General features: G+C 54.4%; 14 protein-coding genes and 1 pseudogene. 11 read left to right on the top strand and 4 right to left on the bottom strand.

The features are described from left to right. Window positions 1-184: 184 nt before the first annotated feature. The 8 genes from KGB21_RS00265 (at window position 185) to KGB21_RS00230 (ending at window position 10,062) form a co-directional block, all read left to right on the top strand. Complete coding sequence (locus tag KGB21_RS00265; protein ID WP_007913179.1) at window positions 185-721, top strand: 2,4'-dihydroxyacetophenone dioxygenase family protein; 537 nt, start codon at window positions 185-187, stop codon at window positions 719-721. Between the two features lie 83 nt (window positions 722-804). Then, a complete protein-coding gene (locus tag KGB21_RS00260; protein ID WP_223502990.1) occupies window positions 805-1,731 on the top strand; it encodes a LysR family transcriptional regulator in 927 nt (308 codons plus the stop codon). Between the two features lie 390 nt (window positions 1,732-2,121). Continuing rightward, window positions 2,122-3,510 (top strand): MFS transporter, encoded by a 1,389-nt coding sequence (locus KGB21_RS00255; RefSeq protein WP_223502988.1) that lies wholly within the window; start codon window positions 2,122-2,124, stop codon window positions 3,508-3,510. Between the two features lie 65 nt (window positions 3,511-3,575). Then, window positions 3,576-4,796 (top strand): alpha/beta fold hydrolase, encoded by a 1,221-nt coding sequence (locus KGB21_RS00250; protein ID WP_223502986.1) that lies wholly within the window; start codon window positions 3,576-3,578, stop codon window positions 4,794-4,796. A 322-nt stretch (window positions 4,797-5,118) separates the two neighbouring features. Continuing rightward, the gene (locus tag KGB21_RS00245; protein WP_223502984.1) at window positions 5,119-6,081 is read left to right on the top strand and encodes a 3-hydroxyacyl-CoA dehydrogenase; all 963 of its coding nucleotides are present in this window, start codon (window positions 5,119-5,121) and stop codon (window positions 6,079-6,081) included. 50 nt (window positions 6,082-6,131) lie between these two features. Next, window positions 6,132-7,058: a 3-keto-5-aminohexanoate cleavage protein gene (locus KGB21_RS00240; RefSeq protein WP_223502982.1), complete on the top strand. Its 927-nt coding sequence runs from the start codon at window positions 6,132-6,134 to the stop codon at window positions 7,056-7,058. Between the two features lie 110 nt (window positions 7,059-7,168). Further along, window positions 7,169-8,539 carry an MFS transporter gene (locus KGB21_RS00235; protein ID WP_223502980.1) on the top strand — a complete coding sequence of 457 codons (1,371 nt, stop codon included), beginning with the start codon at window positions 7,169-7,171 and terminating at the stop codon, window positions 8,537-8,539. Further along, window positions 8,536-10,062 carry a UxaA family hydrolase gene (locus tag KGB21_RS00230; RefSeq protein WP_223502978.1) on the top strand — a complete coding sequence of 509 codons (1,527 nt, stop codon included), beginning with the start codon at window positions 8,536-8,538 and terminating at the stop codon, window positions 10,060-10,062. The genes KGB21_RS00235 and KGB21_RS00230 overlap by 4 nt, the downstream gene beginning before the upstream one ends. A gap of 62 nt (window positions 10,063-10,124) precedes the next feature. On the opposite strand, the gene KGB21_RS00225 is transcribed toward KGB21_RS00230, so the two are convergent. From KGB21_RS00225 to KGB21_RS00210, 4 genes and pseudogenes are all read right to left on the bottom strand, one after another. Then, on the bottom strand, window positions 10,125-10,817 hold the full coding sequence (locus KGB21_RS00225) for a GntR family transcriptional regulator (protein ID WP_223502977.1): 693 nt from the start codon (window positions 10,815-10,817) through the stop codon (window positions 10,125-10,127). Window positions 10,818-11,014: 197 nt separating this feature from the next. Further along, a complete protein-coding gene (locus KGB21_RS00220) occupies window positions 11,015-11,803 on the bottom strand; it encodes an SDR family oxidoreductase (protein WP_223502974.1) in 789 nt (262 codons plus the stop codon). 244 nt (window positions 11,804-12,047) lie between these two features. After that, window positions 12,048-12,197, bottom strand: coding sequence for a hypothetical protein (locus tag KGB21_RS29425; RefSeq protein WP_411741289.1), 150 nt, complete (start codon window positions 12,195-12,197; stop codon window positions 12,048-12,050). A 207-nt stretch (window positions 12,198-12,404) separates the two neighbouring features. Then, a pseudogene (locus KGB21_RS00210) lies at window positions 12,405-12,942 on the bottom strand (IS5/IS1182 family transposase); the annotation flags it as partial. 162 nt (window positions 12,943-13,104) lie between these two features. On the opposite strand from KGB21_RS00210, the gene KGB21_RS00205 reads away from it, so the two are divergent. The 3 genes from KGB21_RS00205 (at window position 13,105) to KGB21_RS00195 (ending at window position 16,706) form a co-directional block, all read left to right on the top strand. Next, window positions 13,105-14,442, top strand: a complete 1,338-nt coding sequence (locus KGB21_RS00205; RefSeq protein ID WP_223502972.1) for an NAD(P)/FAD-dependent oxidoreductase — start codon at window positions 13,105-13,107, stop codon at window positions 14,440-14,442. 184 nt (window positions 14,443-14,626) lie between these two features. Continuing rightward, window positions 14,627-15,658 (top strand): ABC transporter substrate-binding protein, encoded by a 1,032-nt coding sequence (locus tag KGB21_RS00200; protein WP_060539956.1) that lies wholly within the window; start codon window positions 14,627-14,629, stop codon window positions 15,656-15,658. A gap of 13 nt (window positions 15,659-15,671) precedes the next feature. Further along, entirely contained in the window at window positions 15,672-16,706 is a 1,035-nt protein-coding gene (locus KGB21_RS00195; protein WP_223502971.1) for an ABC transporter substrate-binding protein, read from the top strand. Window positions 16,707-16,790 lie beyond the last annotated feature (84 nt).

Genomic DNA, 16,790 nt, shown 5'->3' with positions numbered 1-16,790 from the left:
ACTCGTCCGCAGTAGGCGTCTTAGATGAGTCGCGGCCTTCAACGGGATGAGTCTTACGCGCTGTGACGAGTGGTCACAGATGGTGTGAATTTCTGAGTATTCTCCTGTGCGAGAGCATCACCTACTCTCACTCAGCGATTGAAATCCTGGCTCGCTCGCCAGTCACACGTTGAGAGAAATTATAATGAATACGCCCGTTAAACCTGATGAACTTGCCATTCCTTATGCTTTGCCGCAGGTGCCTTTCATGTCTCCAGACATGGTGCATCCAGGCGTTATGACCACTTGGCTCGAAGACGATAATCTCTGGGTGCCTGTCACCAAGTCAGTATCTTTCAAACCACTGCTGCTGAGCGTTAGCGGCGGGTACTACATCAACTTGCTCCGAGTGCGGCAGAGCGGGGTTTTGTCACGTCACCGCCACTCAGGTGCAGTGCATGCGATCGTGTTGAAGGGGCGTTGGTACTACCTCGAGCACGATTGGGTTGCTGATGAAGGCTCCTTTGCATTCGAGCCGCCAGGGGAGACTCACACTCTGTTCGTCCCTGAAGATGTCGAAGAAATGATTACCTGGTTCCACGTTCAGGGTGGCTACACTTACGTCGACCCACAGGGTGTTGCGGTTGGCTATGAAGACGTTTTCACCAAGCTGGAAGCTGCCCGCAGCCATTACAAAAACTTGGGCTTGCCGGACGATTATATCGAGCAGTTCATTCGCTGATTTTGGGTCAAAAAAAACGCGCTACGGCGCGTTTTTTTGTGTAGATAAACAGGTGGATTCAGTCGCGTAAGGAGCGTACCGAAATGGATCAATACTCCCAAATGCTAGCCTTCATCTGGTCAACAGAGTGCGGAAGTTTTTCTGCTGCCGCCAGGGCGCATGAGATGACTCCGTCGGCCATCAGTAAATTGATAGCGCGGCTAGAGGATCGGCTTCGGGTTCGACTTTTCCAGAGGGGTTCCCGAGTCCTCACTCTGACGGAGGAGGGGGCTGCTTATCTGCGCAGTGCGAAAGCTGTGGTTGAGGCGATGAGTGAAGCTGACTCTCTGGCAGAAGGGCTTCCTTCAAGGGTCAGTGGCACGCTTCGCATCCACACGATGACCTCTTTTGCGAAGCAGCAGATCGTGCCTTGGTTGCCGGAATTCCTCGACACTTATCCCGGTCTTGATGTCGAGATTCAGTTAGGCGCTCAGTTCGTTGACCAGTTCGAGCAGGGATTGGACATAGCCATCCATAGCGGGATTCTTCCGAGCTCTTCCAGAATCGCAAAGAAGATAGGCGAATGTGAATGGTTGCTGTGTGCTTCACCTGACTACCTGGAAAAGTATGGAGCACCGCAGCAGCCACAAGACCTGATGAATCATCGATGCTTTAACTTCAGTTTTGCCAGCCCTTGGAACAAATGGGCCTTTATCCAAGATGGCCTTGGTGTAACGACCCCTGTGAAGCCCCGGGGATCGTTTACGCAGGGCGAGCTGCTAAGAGACATGGCCAAATCAGGCGCGGGTATAGTTCGCCTTGCAGATTTTCACATTGGAAAAGACATTCAGGAAGGCTCACTGGTGCTCCTGCTTGATGAGTACAAAGCGGAGATCCGGGAGCCTATTTACCTGCTCTATTCAGACAGAAAGCATCTGAGTCCTCGCATCCGAGTGTTCATCGAGTTTTTCCATGAAAAATGGATAGCACATCCATGGAATGTCGTGAGAGGACTACCCGAAGCGACTTGATAGCCACTACGGCCCCGCGCTTACTTTCACTTTCCCTCCGCGCAAGCGTGCAACTTTGGCTCCTGCACAAGAGAGCCAATACTCCACCTCTCTGTAATTTTACCTCCTGCTCTGTGCCCAACAGAGCTCCCAAAAAATTGAGACCTATTTCCCAGTAATTACTTAGCCAAATGCTTCGCTGGCGCCTCTCTCATTTTGTGCCACTGACCTGTTCCTGGCGGTCACAGCAGGTGTGCTTTGCCAGCTATATTCAGCCCTGAAATTGAGCCATAACCTCTGTCCATGGTGAACAGTACGACAAGTGCTGGATCATCTCGGATGTTGAGGCGTATGTGTGCAAACCACCGATCCTCAGCCGGAGAATAAAAATAAATACCCGGAGATATCCCCATGGGATTTGCTCAAGACAAAATCGAAGCATTACCTGCGGTCAATCGTGTGCCAAAAGGAGCAGGTGCAGCCTCGTGGGGCGCGATGGCTCTTTTGTGGCTCGTGTATGCCATGGATGCCAACTCCCGCCAGATGTTCTTTATGGTATTGCCCTCCATCACCAGCGAGTTCAAGACAAGCGCTGAGCTGACTGGACTGCTTGCCGCGTTCATCACGATCGCTACATCTTTGATAGCCGTGCCTTGCATGATTTGGGCTGATAAAGGCGGTCAGGGATGGATGCGTAAATACCGCCATCTGCCAATCGTGATTGCTTACACGCTATTCACCTTTCTGACCGGCCTCAATTTCTTGACTGGCTCGCTTGGAGTGCTTGTCGCGCTGCAAGTGATGTCTCACGCATTTGGCGGTGCTGGCGAAGCCATCGAAGTCACTTCCTTGTCTGAGTGGTGGTCGAAGGAGCGCCGTGGTTTCGCCCTAGGAGTTCATCACACCGGATACCCTTGGGGCACATTGATCGGTGGCTTGGCGATCAGTGCTCTACTCCACGCTTACGGCCCGGAAAATTGGCGCTTGGCATTCCTGCTGTTCCCTGTACCGATGATCATCATCTTTTCTGTCTACTGGTGGTTCAGTACGAAGAAGCGTTACGAGTCCTTTGTTGAACACGCTCAAGCCGTGGGTGAGACCCCTCCATCAATGGAAGCGGTACAGGGTGTGGTGGAGGTGCCCAAAGGTGCGTTCAAGTCGGCAATGAAAAATCCGAACATCTCCGCTATCGCTCTGATCTCGATGTTCGCAATCGTTGGCTACTTCGGCATCAGCTTCTGGCTACCTCAGTACCTGGCCTTTGTTGCCCATTACAACTTCGCAGAGGCGGCTGCTTACTCGGTGCTCTTCACGATCACCGGTGGTATCGGCCAGATCGTTTGGGGATGGATTTCAGACCGTGCAGGCCGAAAACTTTGCCTAGTGCTTGTTTTCGCGTGGCTTGCGGTGGGCATGTACCTCTTTAAATACTCATCCGTCAGCCTGACTTGGCTTATCGCGATTCAGTTGTTTGCTGGATTCGCGATGAACGCGCCCTACACGTTGCTGTATGCCATTGCGTTTGACTCTGCGAAGCAAGGCACGACTGGCCTGGCGGGCTCAATCGTCAACGTCGGTATTTACGCCGGTGGCTTTGGGCCATTCGTGATCGGGATGTTCATCGGCGCAGGTGGTGGCTTTGAGCAGGCTGCGGGCTACAACTACGCGCTCTACTTTATCTCCGGCCTCATGGTACTGGCGGCCATCATCACCATTTTCTTCACCCGTGAAACCACCGGCTGGTTCCTTAAGTACGACAAGGCGCTGGTATCGAAGTCCTCTTGCAACATGGGTTTGTAACGAACCGATCGTACCTGCACTTACAAGAAAATCCCCTTGGGGATAGCTAAAGCTAGGAGAAAGTCATGACCCTTATTAATGATGCCAAATGGTTGAGCCAATTCGCCGACGAGTTAAACGGTGATGCTGATTGGACTGCCGCTGCTCGCTATTTTGATGGGCGCATTCAATTCAAGCACAGCACAGGTTTTTCAACGCTTGCGGTTCTCGCCGGTAAAGTCGTTGCGGTTTACCCGGAAGGAAGCCCGTTGGGCGCTGACATCATCGTGTCTGGTGCTGATGATGAGTGGCAGCGCGTTCTTGACGGAAAGATCGACTGGTTTGAAGCGTTGTCCCCTGGATTGGGAAAACTTGAGCTTGAGGGCAACGTGGTTGCTGCATGGCAGTACGTAGATGTGATGGCCCGCGCGTTCGACGCAATGAAGCGTGTAGGGAAAGCCAATAATAACCCACCAGTCTCGTACTCTCCCGGGCCTAAGCCGTCGGGGAAAGAGACGGTAGGACGGTACATCACCGTGGATGGAATTCGCGTTTACTACGAAGAAGCAGGGGAGGGGCGTCCACTCGTTTGCTTCCACGCAGCATCACAAGATTCTCTGATGTACAGGCACGTACTGGACGGTCTCTCAGATGAGTTCCGCGTCATCGCAATTGACGCCCCCGGGCACAGCAAATCAGAGCTACCCGAATCAGGCCCATTTCACAGCCTCACTCGCCATGCGGAGTTCAATGAGCACCTTATGGAGGCCTTGGGACTTGAGAAACCCGCCATCATGGGATGCTCTATGGGTGGCAATCTGGTGCTGGAATTGGGGGCGCGTCGGCCCGATGCGTACAGCGCGATCATTTCAGCTGAAGGGGCAGATTTTACCCCGACGGTTTCCGAGTTCTTCCTCGATATGTTGCTCATGAATGGGCCAGAGATCATCGGTGCCTGGTCTCGTTCGATGACGGGCAATCGCACTCCACCAGATCGTGCGAGGGAGGTGGTGTGGCAGATCTCGCGAACCACGCCGCAGGTGATGAAAGGTGACCTGACAGGCTATGCGAACTTTGATCAGCGGCAACAAGTTGGAAAGATCAAAGCGCCTGTTTTACTTCTGCGCGGTGACGCCGATTGGTTGGTGTACCAAGAGAAGGTTGAGGAAACGGCATCTCGAATTCCTGGCAGTAAGATCGCCGTGCTCGCAGGTACTGGCCACTATCCAATGACTGAAAACCCATTGGAGTTCTGTGACACGGTACGCGCTTTCCTTCGTGAAGCGGGTCACGGCCACGCAGGCTGAAAGATCTGATTGAGGAGCCCGCTCGTCAGGCGGGCTTTTCTGCGTTTATTTAACGCGAAGGTTCAATCCCGAAAAAAACTTTTTCTATTCCCGCACAAAAACCTGAAGCGCGCCGACCCACTGAGGCTCAGGCCGTTGCGGGAGCTATCTCGACCCGCGAATCCCTTCCATAGCCGATCGTCAGACAATCAGAATTATTTCCTTGTGATCTGTGATCACAGTGGATAGCATCTGTCTCAGAGCGAACATCTGAGCGTCAGCATTGTTCACCAACCGCTCAAACGATTACTCCTAAACATAAATACAAAATTTGGAGAACATCATGCGAAGTACAACTCCATCTGCGACAGAGCGTGGCCCCATTGCAATCGTTGGCGCGGGCCTGATTGGGAGAGCTTGGGCGATTGTTTTTGCTCGGGCAGGACATCCGGTGCGTTTACACGATATGGATCTGCAGACAATGCAGAACAGCCATGCCTACATCGAAGCGAGGCTTAATGAGCTCGCAGAATTCGATCTTCTTAATGACGCCCCCCTCACCGTACTGACACGCATTACTTGCGTTCCCGACTTGGCTGATGCGCTACGTGATGTAGTGCTCGTACAGGAAAACGTTCGGGAAACGGTAGAGGCGAAAATCGATATCTTCAGTCGAATGGATGCGTTGGCGCCCAAGGACGCGATTCTTGCCAGTTCAACTTCATGGTTACCGGCCTCCGAGTTCACTAAAGATCTACCAGGTCGGGGGCGCTGCGTAGTTGCACACCCTACCAACCCACCTTACTTAGTTCCTCTTGTGGAGCTTTGCCCTGCGCCGTGGACAGAATCTGAAGTGATGATTCGAGCGCATGAGATCTATACCGCAGCAGGGCAGAGCCCTGTCGTTCTATCCCGAGAGATCCACGGCTTCTTGTTGAACCGAGTCCAAGCAGCAGTCCTCAACGAATGCTTCAAATTGCATGAGGAAGGCTTTGCCAGCTCGGAGGATATTGATCGGGTGCTCAAAGATGGACTCGCCCTCCGCTGGTCATTTATGGGCCCCTTCGAAACTATCGATCTCAACGCCCCTGCCGGCGTATCTGACTATGCCAAACGCTACGGTCAGCAAAATCGCGAAACGATCAATTCCGAAGATGCTTTTGACTGGTCGGAATCAGCAGTCGCCCGAGTACATGACGAGCGCCGCCAAAAACTTGAACTTGAAGGCATTGCATTGCGATCCGCTTGGCGTGACCGCCGCCTTATGGCTCTCGCTGCGCACAAGCGTCAAGCACCAAATTCCTGACGGCATCACTTCATCCTGAACACCAAAATAAAAGTAACCAGGAGGTCACCATGGCTCGTAAAGTCATCATCACTTGCGCGGTCACCGGCGCAATTCATACACCTTCCATGTCCCGTTACCTGCCGGTAACACCAGGTCAAATTGCTGAAGCGGCGATTGGGGCAGCTGAGGCTGGCGCCTCTATTGTTCACCTACATGCTCGTAACCCAATTGATGGCAGCCCCTCTCAGGATCCGGAACTGTTTAAGCAGTTTCTGCCGGCTATCAAAGAGGTTAGCGATGTGGTGATCAACCTGACTACAGGTGGCGCACCGACAATGTCGCTTGAAGATCGACTTCGTCCAGCACATCAGTTCAAACCGGAAGTGGCCTCACTGAACATGGGCACGATGAACATGGGTCTTTACCCAATGCTCAATCGGTTTAAGGAGTTCAAACACGCTTGGGAGGAACCATACCTCGCCGGCAGCCATGACCGCATTTTCAAAAACACATTTACCGACATAGCCCACATCCTCGAGTCATGCAGTGAGAACGGTACCCGTTTTGAAATCGAATGCTATGACATTGGGCATCTCTACACCGCTGCACATTTTATTGATCGCGGCCTCATCAAACCCCCATTTTTGATCCAATCGGTTTTCGGCATTTTGGGCGGTATCGGCGGTCACCCTGAGGACGTCCTGCATATGCGTCGCACAGCTGATCGTCTTTTCGGAGATGACTATCAGTGGTCGGTTCTTCCAGCAGGAAAGCAGCAGATGAGCATTGGTGCTCAATCAGCCACGCTTGGAGGACACGTGCGTGTGGGTCTTGAAGACTCGCTTTGGGACGGGCCGGGCCAATTGGCAAAAAGCAACGCCGATCAAGTCTCGCGTATGCGCAAAATTCTTGAAGGGCTTTCACTTGAAGTGGCGACACCTGCTGACGCGAGGGAAATCCTGAAGCTCAAAGGTGGCGATAACGTCAATTTCTGAACGCGGGTATTCATCCCCGTAAAGCCTATCTAGAGGATATTTTGATTACTAAAGGGCGCGGCACAACACTCGCGCCTTAGCAACTTATCCTCATGAGGAGAAAATGAACCATGTTAGCTACGACCCATACAAAAATACAAAAGGGACAGTCGCTGAACGCTTTAATGTTTCGCAAACTAATGCCGATGTTAATCTTTGCTTACGTTATAAGCTTTCTAGACAGAACTAACATTTCACTTGCCAAAACACACATGGCAGTAGACTTGGGTATTTCCGCTGCCGCCTACGGTTTTGGTGCAGGGCTCTTCTTCCTTACCTATGCACTCATGGAGGTACCCAGTAACCTGATCATGCACCGGGTAGGTGCTCGACTCTGGATCACCAGGATCATGATCACCTGGGGGTTGTTGTCTGCCGGTATGGCCTTCATTACCGATGAGACTACGTTTTACATTGCCCGCGCGCTACTGGGCGCAGCTGAAGCCGGATTGTTCCCAGGTGTAATGCTCTATCTAACCTATTGGTTTGGTCGTGAGCAAAGGGCACGAGCCAGTGGCTATTTTCTAATCGGGGTCTGTCTCGCGAATATCATCAGCGGGCCGGTTGGCGGGCTGCTGTTAGAGATGGATGGAATCTGGGGTTGGCACGGCTGGCAGTGGCTTTTCTTCTTGGAGGGGATTCCAGCTGTTCTATTCTCCGTCGTGATTTGGCGAAAGCTTCCGGACGGCCCATCTACGGCAAGTTGGCTGTCAAAGGAACAAGTCACTGAAGTAGAGCAAGTTCTGAAGAAAGAACATGATGAAGAAATCGCCTCCGGTAATGTAGGTCATTCTTTTAAGGGCGTTCTTAAAATCCCTCAGATTTGGCTTGCGATCGCGGTGTACTTCCTCCACCAAGTGAGTGTGTATTCGGTAATTTTCTTCTTGCCGGGCATCATTGGCACGTATGGAGGCTTGTCATCGTTACAAATAGGATTGTTAAACTCAATCCCATGGATCGCAGCAGCACTCGGGGCAGCGTTTCTTCCAAAGTATGCAACTACTCCGAAAATTTCACGCAAAATAATGTTCGGTGGGCTGCTCCTGATGTCGGCTGGATTGACCCTCGCGGCCTTTACCACTCCACTGATAGCTCTAATAGGATTCACTCTTACGGCATCGATGTTTTTCGTTGTTCAGCCAGTGATATTCCTCTTTGCCAGTTCAAGACTGGCGGGAGCAGGTATGGCGGCGGGTCTGGCGTTAGTGAATACCTTTGGTATTACTGGCGGTTTCTTCGGCCCTTCACTTCTGGGCTTAGTTGAACAAACTACTGGGAGCACGAAGAATGGACTCATTATTGTAGCGGCTCTATTAACGCTCGCGGCATTCCTGAGTTTGAAACTACGTCAGGCACAAGAAACGATTACTACAAAAACGCGGGACAACATTGTATTGCCCCAGGCTGCGCCGTGTATTACTGATAATGCGAGGACAAAATGAAGAGTACATCCCTGGTACTTAAACTACATCCCGACGATAATGTTGCAATCGCACGCGCTTCGATACCTCAAGGAACCGTGGTTACGGAGTTCGGTAATATCGTGGTGCTCGCCGATGTGCCCGCAGCGCACAAAATCGCCCTTGCACACGTAAACCCAGGTGATCCTGTTCTGCGTTATGGCCAGATCATTGGCTTTGCTACTAAACCCATTGAGCCGGGCGATTACGTGCATACGCACAATCTGGAAATGGCGACGTTCGAGCGAGACTACGCGTTCGGCGAGGATGCCAAAGTCGCGTCGCCTGCAGCCTCTCCTGTGACATTCCAAGGTTTCGTCCGCGCTGACGGGCGAGTAGCAACTCGAAACTACATTGGTGTAGTGAGCACTGTGAACTGCTCCTCCACTGTTACCAAAATGGTGGTTGAACACTTCTCGCGAAACGGTGTGCTGGATGCTTACCCAAACGTGGACGGTGTGGTGCCGATCACCCACAGCTTCGGTTGCTGCATAGAGCACAATGGCGAGGGAGTGAACCAACTGCGGCGCACGCTAGGCGGTTTCATCAAGCACGCCAACTTCGCTGGCGTGGTCGTCATCGGCCTTGGCTGTGAAGCCAATCAGATGGGGGCGCTGTTCATGGCCCAGGGCATCGAGACCGGCAAGCTTATCGCTCCCGTGGTCATCCAAGACGTTGGCGGAACCCGCAACGCAGCGGATGCCGCCATTGCCGCCGTGGAATCGATGCTGCCGGTTGCCAACGAGTGCCGACGCGAGCCGGTCTCGGCGCGGCACCTGACCGTGGCGCTCCAGTGCGGCGGTTCAGACGGATACTCGGGCATCACGGCCAACCCCGCCCTCGGTGTGGCTGTCGATATGCTCGTAGCGCAAGGTGGAACTGCCATCCTTAGCGAAACGCCGGAGATCTACGGCGCTGAACACCTGCTGACTCGTCGCGCGGCAACCCGTGAGGTTGGCCAAGGTATCGTCGACCTTATCAAATGGTGGGAAAGTTACGCAGACCGCGAAAAAGGCAGCATCGATAACAACCCCACACCTGGCAACAAGGCTGGCGGCCTGACGACCATTCTTGAAAAGTCTTTAGGCGCAGTTGCCAAAAGCGGCTCCTCCGCACTCATGGGGGTGTACCGTTACGCCGAGCCAATCACGGCCCGAGGCTTGGTGTTTATGGATGCACCTGGCTACGACCCGATGGGAGCCACTGGCCAAATCGCCAGCGGCGCAAACCTCGTTGCGTTCACCACCGGACGCGGCTCGTGCTTTGGCGCCAAACCTGCTCCTTCGATCAAGCTTGCGACGAATACCAAAATGTACACTCGCATGAAGGATGATATGGACATCAACTGCGGGGATGTCATGGATGGCGATGCCACCCTTGAATCGAAGGGTAAAGAGATTTTCGACATGCTCATACGAGTGGCTTCTGGGGAAAAATCTAAAAGCGAGGCGTTGGGCGTCGGCAATGAAGAAACAGTTCCTTGGATGATCGGCGCTCAGATGTAATGAGCGAACAAAAAAGGCGTCCTGATATCAGGGCGCCTTTTTTTCAAGCCTTGTTGATGAGGTTAATCAACTTCTAAAGGCTTGTGCGCATCGGCAACGATCAGCGCCCCAGTATTCAGGATAAACTCGGCAGCACTTTTGATGTCATCTTGCAGTGATTCACAGGCGGCAACGGAGTCACCCTTCTTTAAAGCATCAACCATCGCTGCGTGATGACTGGCTTGCACTCGCTGAACCACACGCTCAGTGCCAGATCGTAGGTCATAGTTGATGATAGGCCCTATTCTCAGCCACAGGGACTCAACTATCTGAAGCAGGATGGGCATGTCCGCCTGATTATAAATTGCGAAATGCAATTCTTTGTTCAGCGTAATCAGCCGTGACTCATCGGGAGCGCCTTTTGCAAACTCTGCGCAAAATGCCTCGTGTATCTTTTCAATCTCAGCCAGCGCCTGCGAATCAACAAGTTCCGCAGCACGAGCTGCAGCTTGCCCCTCCAGATTCAACCGGATACTGGTGATTTCCCGGAATTGGCTGACTGTCAGTACAGGAACGCGAATATATCGATTAGCCGCCATTTCGAGCGCTTGCTCGGCGACCAACCTGTGAACAGCCTCTCGCACTGGCATGACGCTAACACCAAGAGCATCCGCTATAGATCTGAGCGAGAGCTTTTCCCCAGGCATAACGCGTCCGCTTATCAGCAGATCACGCAGCTGGGCATAAACGTCCGCACTGAGAGTCTGGCGGATCATGGGCGTTACGAGTGTGGATAGGTTCATGGCGAGAATTATAGGCAGGTTCGATCAGCCAGCATAGGAAAATGAGACAACTGTGATCACGGATGTGCCGGTAAAGAAAGTGACGGAATCCGGGAGAAACGAGCTCTCTAGAACACGCACAATAGCGTCTCGCTACCAAGGTCGGTGGCGAGACGTGTAGGTCTGACTAATCAAAGATACTCGACATTGCCGTCGATGCTGATCGCTTGTCCTGTCACATTGTTAGCAGCAGGAGAGCATAGAAATAAGGCCATTGCTGCCACGTCTTCGGGTGGAGTCATCCGGCGCAATGATATTTTCTTCAATGTTTGTTGGCGCATCTCCGGCTCTGAAATGCCTAACTGTTCGGCGCGATCACTGATGACGCGATCCTGGCGCGGGCCCTCGACGATGCCTGGCAGCAGTGCGTTGACTCGAATGTCTTTTTCGCCCAACTCGGCTGCCAATGACTTCATAAGACCAACGATGGCCCACTTGGTCGCGGCGTATGGAGTCCGCCAGGCATAGCCTAAGCGCCCCGCGACCGATGAAATATGAATGATGTGTGCGTGTTCTGACTTCGTTAGGAGGGGGACAGCATGATGAGCGAAGCGATACTGCGCATTGAGATTGATGTCTATTGTCTGTTCCCATTCGGCATCGGTAATCTTGTCGATTCCGCCCGTTGGCCCTGCGATGCCTGCATTGTTGATCAGTACATCGAGCCCATCCACCCACTCCTGTTGTATCTCGAAGACTCGCTTAATTTGAGCAGAGTCGGAGACGTCAGCCAATGTGGCCAAAGCCTCTGGATAGCGATCACGAAATTGTGCAATCGCCTGCTCACTTACATCACATACATGGACTCTTGCCCCAATTTCGAGATATGCAGCCGCGATCGATTCGCCGATGCCTGCTGCCCCACCGGAAATCAAAACTCTCAATCCGGTATAGGGTGTCAGCCGCTTCATCACGTTCATAGCTAATGCGTCCTGTCTTATTTTTGTTCATGAGTTCTTTCGTGGCTACGGCGTGCGTAGACAAGAAAACCTCATTAAGTGATATGTGATCACAGTTTGTTTGTCAAGACAGGTTTGCCGCAGATTTGCAGGTGATTACCGGAGAGGGTGCAGACTCCTACTCCGGCTCAGCATTGCTACCTACGGCCCGATTAATCTGCGAGTGGCAGCCGGCGGCGACTGCGCTTACCTCAGCACTACATCGTTATCGGATCTGGGCCATGGTCGGGTAATCCGTGTAACCGCGCTCCTCACCCTGGTAGAAGGTAGTGGGGTCTGCGTCATTCAATGCGACACCCTGTTCGAATCGCTCTACCAGATCCGGGTTGGCCAGGAACGCAGTGCCAAAGGACACCAGATCAGCATTTCCTTCTCTGAGGGACGTTTCTGCGCGTCCCGCGTCATAGCCTGTTGGCGCCGAGGCCAAATTGAACCAGTGGCGAGATATCACTGATCCAACCTGATTCTTTCGCGAACCATTGCCTGTGCTGGTTTTGTGCCGACTGGTGGTGGGGCAGTCTTTTGTCAGTACGTGGGTCAATTCGACATCGGCGCCTACAGTCGGGCAAATGTAATCGTTTTTTGCCGCATCATAGATGAGGCATGGTTATTGAAAGCCCCCTCAGCCTTGGCTTCAGAGGTCATCGGCTTGGGGACACATCGTGACAAGTCTGGATTTGTTCGTTTTTGAAGGCGACTCGTTTAGCTACCACCGACAACGTATCTGACGCTATCGCCTCGCGGGCCAGCTAGGTTATTGAGCTGAGTTGAGCGCCCGGAACCCACATTGGTCACCCTCCTGCGCAATGATCAAATAGTGCTGAGTATCGACCGCTGTCTGCTTCATAGCCAATGATTCCCGTGCCACGCGTCATCATGAAGTTGGTGTCTGGGTCGGTCAGTGAGACCTGTTTACCCGGCGGTTCGTCGACTTGGATTTCAATCGCTTAAAGCTGCTTTATTTGAATTTTCTTTGGCGATTTTCTCTTCCAGCAACACGGCGCTGGACAGGGAAGCTATTGGGTTCTTGCCGATCAGCAGCATCGAGTGCCGTCAGGTAACGGTTGATGCTCAATTTCTTCCATTCGCCGCTTCATTTTTGGCACCGACCCCGCACACCAGTACCTTCTTCCTCACTCCCAATCTCTGAGAATTCTAAAATCGATCTGTTGAGTGAGATATTATATTGACATGAATCAATAACTGTATGAATATTTCATTTAAGTGATATTTGTAAATCGCACAGCGATACGGAGATTAAATTGTACGATCCTCTGGTCAATCCTCATCCAGGCGTCGGAACGCCACATACCGCTTCCTATTGGGTGGATACCGCAGGTATCGCGCCTCAGGATGACGGTCCGGTCAGCAGGGACATGGATGTCGAGGTGGCGATCATTGGTGCCGGCTATACGGGACTGAGCTGTGCCTTGCACCTGGCCCGTGAGCACGGCGTTCGCGCAGTGGTTCTGGAAGCGAACCAGGTCGCCTGGGGTTGCAGTGGTCGCAACGGCAGCTTTGCCCGTATCTCCGGTGGTCGCGTTCCGCTGGCGGAGCTGATCCAGCGCTATGGCGCCACAGAGGCAAAAGCCTATTTCGATGAAATGTCGGCGGGGCTGAACACCGTGCGCGGGTTGATTCGCGAAGGCCAGATCGATTGCGACGTGCAGCCCGATGGTGTTTACAAGGTCGCCAGCCACGCCAGTCATGTCGACGGGCTCAAGCGTGAGGTGGGCCTCTATAACGATGTATTGAACTACGGCGCGAAGTTCGTCAGTGACGCGCAAGCCCATGCCGTGCATGGCGGTGCGGAGTCATTCGGTGCGCTGTACATGCCCGACGGTTTTTCGATGCATCCACTGAAGCTGGCCTGGGGGATCCACCGCATGGTCCGGGCAGCCGGGGTCAAGGTGCATGTGGGTTCGCCCGTGACCGACTGGCACAGCGACAAGGGCCGTCATCGCCTGGTCACCCCGGGCGGGGTGGTGACGGCTCACCGGGTGGTGGTCGCCACCAATGGCTATACCTCCGGGGCGCTGAACAAGGCCACAGCCGGACGGGTGCTCCCGGTCCACTCGCAAATCATCGTGACGCGGCCTTTGAGTGCCGAAGAGAAACGACAGAGCCTTGTCGGCAGCGAATGCATGTTCGATACCCGCAACCTGCTCTCGTATTACCGCCGCTTGCCCGACGACCGCATTCTGTTTGGCGGGCGCAGCGCCATCACCGGTCGCGACGCGGAAAACCCCCAGCACCGACAAAACCTGCACGACGCACTGTGTCGCAAGTTTCCAGCCTTGCAGGGCATTGCGGTGGATTACAACTGGGGCGGCTGGGTCGCGGTGAGTGAAAATTCCTTGCCGTTCATTTGCAAGGTCCCGGGCCTGGACAATGTGTTTTCCGGCGGCGGTTATGCCGGTAGCGGCGTGTCGTTTTCCGTGCAGGCTGGCAAGCGCCTGGCGCAAATGGTGGCCGGTGATTCACAGCCCACTTCTATCGGTTTTCTGCACCAGTGTCCCAAGCGTTTTCCGTTTCAACCGTTCCTGCGCGTGGGGCAGCGGATGGCCTACGCCTGGTATCGCTTCAAGGATGCGCAGTAACCCGATACACGAGGGATGGCAAGCGGTAGAGCGGTCGAGCACCCGCGTGGGGGCAAGGACCGGGTGGTAAAAAGCGGCAAGAGAGGATGACGAACAACGTCTCCCGATATAACAACAACCCAGTGGGCAGCAACGCCCGGCGTTCGATTCAACTGTCTAATTACAATAAGCTCAGGAGTTGAAAATGCGATCAATCAATAAACGAATAGCGGGCCTGGTGTTTGCCATGTCCTTGTGTTCCGTTGCCCAGGTGCAGGCGGCGGGTACGGTGACCTTTGCCGGCTGGGGAGGGGCATTGCAGGATGCTGAACGCAAGGCCTATCTCAAGCCTGCGGAAGCTGCGTTGGGGATCAAGATTCAGGAAGACAACATGGATGGCCTGGCGGCGGTGCGCGCCCAAGTGATGTCGGGCAAGCCGAAGTGGGACGTGGTCGAACTGGCCTCCAACGATTGCGTGATGGCGCAGGAGCAGGGGCTGACCGAGCCGCTGGATTACTCGGTGATCAGTACCGAGGGCGTGGCGGCGAATTTCTACGGCAAGAACTGGATTGCCAGCAATGCCTATTCCACCGTGCTGGCCTGGGCGAAGGATGCCGGCGAGACCACGCCGAAAACCTGGAAAGCCTTCTTTGATCCCGAAGTGAAAGCCTCGCGCTCCATGTACCGGCAGCCCTACACCACGCTCGAACTGGCATTGATTGCCGATGGCGTATCGCCCAAGGCGCTGTACCCGCTGGACGTCGATCGTGCCTTCAAGGTGTTGGAGCGCATCAAGCCGCAAGTGGTCAACTGGTGGCGCAGCGGCACCGACTCGGCACAGTTGCTGCGCAGCCGTGAAGTGGACGCGCTGGCGATCTGGGCGTCCCGGGTTGATGAGCTGAAGCAGTCCGGTGATGCCGTCGACTACACCTACGACCATGCCCTGGTCGACTACGACTGTGTGGTCGTGCCAAAAGGTGCACCGAACAAGGAGTTGGCGATGAAACTGGTGGCTGAAATCATGAAGCCTCACAGCCAGGCGACCCTGGTGACCCTGATCCCGAATCCGCCCATCAACGTCAAGGCCTACGATACCGGTATCATTCCCGCCGCGATGGCTGCCACGTTGCCGACGGCGCCGGCGAACATCGACAAGGTTGTATTCTTCGACCCGGTCTGGTGGCAGGCGCACCAGGCTGAAGTCCAGCGTCGATTCGACCTGTTCATCCAGAATTGATAAGGACGTCCCTATGAATTTCATCAAGAAAAACCTGCTGCAGGGTGCCGTTGCAGCGGTACTGGCCATGGGTGCCAGCGCCTCGGTGCTGGCGGACAGCCTGACCTTCTCCGGTTGGGGCGGAGCCTTGCAGGACGCCGAACGCAAGGCGTATCTCGAGCCCGCCGCGAAGGCGCTGGGTGTCACCATCAAGGAAGACAACATGGACGGCCTGGCCGCCGTTCGTGCACAAGTGATGTCGGGCAAGCCGAAGTGGGATGTGGTGGAACTGGGCAGTACCGAGTGCGCCCAGGCCCAGCAAGAAGGGCTGGTCGAGCCACTGGACTACTCGGTGATCGATGCCACGCATGTCGACAAGAATGTGGTCAGCAGCCACTGGATCGCCAGTCACGCCTACGCCACCGTGGTGGCTTGGGCTGAAGACAGCGGAGCCCCCGTGGCGAAGAACTGGCAGCAGTTCTTCGACCCGCAGGTCAAGGGCGCGCGAGCACTGTACCGCCAGCCCTGGTTAACCATGGAAGCGGCCTTGTTGGGTGACGGTGTGGCGCCCAAGGACCTGTATCCGCTGGATGTCGAGCGCGCAATCAAGGTGCTGACGCGCATCAAGCCTCAGGTGGTCAACTGGTGGAGCGCCGGTGCCGACTCGGCCCAGTTGCTGCGCAGTCGTGAAGTGGACTTCCTGGCGATCTGGAACGGCCGGGTCAGTGAGGTCAAGGCCAGTGGCGAGCCAGTCGACTACAGCTTCGACGGAGCGCTGTTGAGCCACGATTGCTTGATCGTTCCCAAGGGGGCGCCGAACAAGGCGCTGGCGATGAAGTTGATTGCCCAGATCATGAAGCCTGAAAGCCAGGCGGCACTGGCCACGCTGATTCCGTACTCGCCAGTGAACGCCAAAGCCTACGAGCTGCCGATCATTACCGAGCAACTGGCTGCGCGCCTGCCGACGTCACCGCAGAACATCGACAAGGTGGTCGCGGTGTCGCCTGAATGGTGGGTCAAGAATCAGGAAGCCGTTCGCCAGCGATTCGCCTTGTTCCTGGCCAACTGATCCGTTGCGAGCAAGTTGTGAGTGGGGTGGGGCGCCCATGGCGCCCGATCTACGATAAAAAGGACGCGAAGCGTCCGATTTGTG

Origin of the sequence: Pseudomonas sp. GL-RE-29 (assembly GCF_019947275.1) — a bacterium.
GTDB lineage: Bacteria > Pseudomonadota > Gammaproteobacteria > Pseudomonadales > Pseudomonadaceae > Aquipseudomonas > Aquipseudomonas fluorescens_A.
Note: the sequence above shows the minus strand (reverse complement) of the source record. Positions and strands in the feature narration are given on the sequence as shown.

Bases quoted from the DNA above. Each gene is read 5' to 3' on its own strand.
- KGB21_RS00220 (WP_223502974.1), bottom strand. From the start codon at position 11,803: ATGAACGTGATGAAGCGGCTGACACCCTATACCGGATTGAGAGTTTTG.
- KGB21_RS00245 (WP_223502984.1), top strand. From the start codon at position 5,119: ATGCGAAGTACAACTCCATCTGCGACAGAGCGTGGCCCCATTGCAATC.
- KGB21_RS00225 (WP_223502977.1), bottom strand. From the start codon at position 10,817: ATGATCCGCCAGACTCTCAGTGCGGACGTTTATGCCCAGCTGCGTGAT.
- KGB21_RS00200 (WP_060539956.1), top strand. From the start codon at position 14,627: ATGCGATCAATCAATAAACGAATAGCGGGCCTGGTGTTTGCCATGTCC.
- KGB21_RS00260 (WP_223502990.1), top strand. From the start codon at position 805: ATGGATCAATACTCCCAAATGCTAGCCTTCATCTGGTCAACAGAGTGC.
- KGB21_RS00240 (WP_223502982.1), top strand. From the start codon at position 6,132: ATGGCTCGTAAAGTCATCATCACTTGCGCGGTCACCGGCGCAATTCAT.
- KGB21_RS00230 (WP_223502978.1), top strand. From the start codon at position 8,536: ATGAAGAGTACATCCCTGGTACTTAAACTACATCCCGACGATAATGTT.
- KGB21_RS00250 (WP_223502986.1), top strand. From the start codon at position 3,576: ATGACCCTTATTAATGATGCCAAATGGTTGAGCCAATTCGCCGACGAG.
- KGB21_RS00255 (WP_223502988.1), top strand. From the start codon at position 2,122: ATGGGATTTGCTCAAGACAAAATCGAAGCATTACCTGCGGTCAATCGT.
- KGB21_RS00265 (WP_007913179.1), top strand. From the start codon at position 185: ATGAATACGCCCGTTAAACCTGATGAACTTGCCATTCCTTATGCTTTG.
- KGB21_RS00235 (WP_223502980.1), top strand. From the start codon at position 7,169: ATGTTAGCTACGACCCATACAAAAATACAAAAGGGACAGTCGCTGAAC.
- KGB21_RS00195 (WP_223502971.1), top strand. From the start codon at position 15,672: ATGAATTTCATCAAGAAAAACCTGCTGCAGGGTGCCGTTGCAGCGGTA.